The 1,998-nt window shown below is 41.9% G+C and carries 1 protein-coding gene; it reads left to right on the forward strand.

Annotated elements, in window-relative coordinates; translation table 11 throughout:
• Window positions 1–25: 25 nt before the first annotated feature.
• A partial coding sequence (locus Q0257_RS10765; protein ID WP_298024737.1) for a hypothetical protein occupies window positions 26–1,998 on the forward strand: 1,973 nt, incomplete at its 3' end.

Here is a 1,998-nt window from a genome sequence, read left to right on the forward strand (position 1 = left end):
ATGTTATTGACCGGAGGGTAGTATCATGAAAGTTAAGAGTTTTAGCTTTGCGCCTCTTTTGGCGCTGTTCGTTTGTTGTTTGACAAACGCGTTTGCAGATGATAGCAGGTCGAACGTGAAGATAAATTCTGCTACCCCAATAAGCAACGAGTATCGTGACGATGGCGTGCTGGACGGAAGGAGAGGTGGTTGGACTTGGAACGGAGATCAGGGTTTGTATAATTTCACCACTATAAAAAATCGGTCTGACGAATTAAACCAAAAGCCGATAGTTAGATTCGGCGGTGCGGGCACATACGTCTTTGGAGACTACGCCGTGACCGGAAAGCCGGTGATTAGTTTAAGCTGGCCTTCTGCTCTAGGCCGTGATTACATGTGGGGAGCAAAAGGCACATACATTAAAGATGACGGCGACGGACAGTTTTATTTGAATAGTTCAAAAGCTGTTTTGAGGCTTCCTAAGGGCGTGACTAAAGACGATATAGTCTATGCGAGACTTTATTGGCAGGGAAATATATTCAGCACGACTGATTTTGACAGCGAAGCAGAATACAACAGCAAAGACGGAAAAAAATTGACCGGTTTTGCTAAGGGGTATACACGGGTGAAATTTAAAATGAAAAGCTCGAAAGGTAAAGCTAGCATAATAGAAGATGTTTATAGAGATAGATGCGAAGGAACGGCTGCTTGGAACTTTTTGGCAAAATCTCGCAAGCCCTTACGTTTGCGTTTAAAATATGGCTGCACTAAAGATATTACCGATCTAGTCAAGCAATATTTTAAAGATTATTCCGACAGCATTGAATTTACTGTAGGAAACGTAAAAACGAGTGATGGTATGGATCAAAACGGTGCAGATTTTACCAATGGAGAGTTCAACAGCGTTCGTCTTGGGCCGTACGGCGGATGGGGAATAATCGTAGTATATGATAAAACCGCCCCGTCCAGAAGGGCTTTGCTAGATAATTTACAATCTAACGATAGCGTAACGGGTCAAAAAATGACTTATACAGAGGCCGTAGAATATAAAAATAAATATTTTAAACCAAAAAACGTAACTATTTACGGCGATTATTTTGTCCTCACCCCTTGGGATAATGGATATACGCCTATAAACATTAACGCTACCATCAGTGGATTTTATACACCTAGAAGTGGGTCCGTAAATGCAAAGCTAGGGTTTTTAGGGTTTGGTGGCGAGAGAAAAATGACCTCCGACGAGTATTTTAAAGTTCAACACAAAGGAACCGCACAAATGGATTCGCTATACGGATCCGGTGTGGTTAATCAACGGTTAGCTAACGATCGCGCTAATATATACGACGGCTCTGTCGCTTTACTTATAAATGATAACGGCACCTATAAGTATAGCTATCCATACGGCACTGGTTATTTAGGTGGATTTGATCTGGACGAATTCGATATCGGTTCAAAGATGAAGAATGCGCAATCTAGTCTAAACATCTCTTTGGGTGCGGCGTATGAAGATCTCAACGGAGGTCAAGCCGATCAAAACTTCATAAGTATGATTGCTATTTCCGCCGATTTGTATGTCCCTCAAATGTGCTATCAGTATGAAGTCTATAACGCCTCTAACTGGGTTAAATTCTTTGATAATGATGGTAACCGAAGAAGCGAAGAGGATGTAAAAAAACTACATGAACCTCCTGAGCAGATCAAAAACCCGGTAGTTGCCGGCGAGAATATCTATTATAGAATGAAATTTGAAAATAGATTGAATGGCGGCGATAGCGAAGATGCAGCAGGTGCGGTAGTATCGATCAACTTTGGTCAAGCCGGCGCTACCTATACCAAAGATAGCGCTACTATAAATAACGAGCTAGTCGTAAATGATCCTATCACTACCACTACAAATACCATACCTGCGGCGGCAGCCGATGAACTAGTCTATTTACGCGATGGTCAAAAGGGTGCATATAAGACTATGAAAGATGTCATAAATGGCGGCACCCCAAATGTAACGGATCCTATCTATAA

Origin of the sequence: uncultured Campylobacter sp. (assembly GCF_938018035.1) — a bacterium.
In the GTDB taxonomy this organism is placed as follows: domain Bacteria; phylum Campylobacterota; class Campylobacteria; order Campylobacterales; family Campylobacteraceae; genus Campylobacter_B.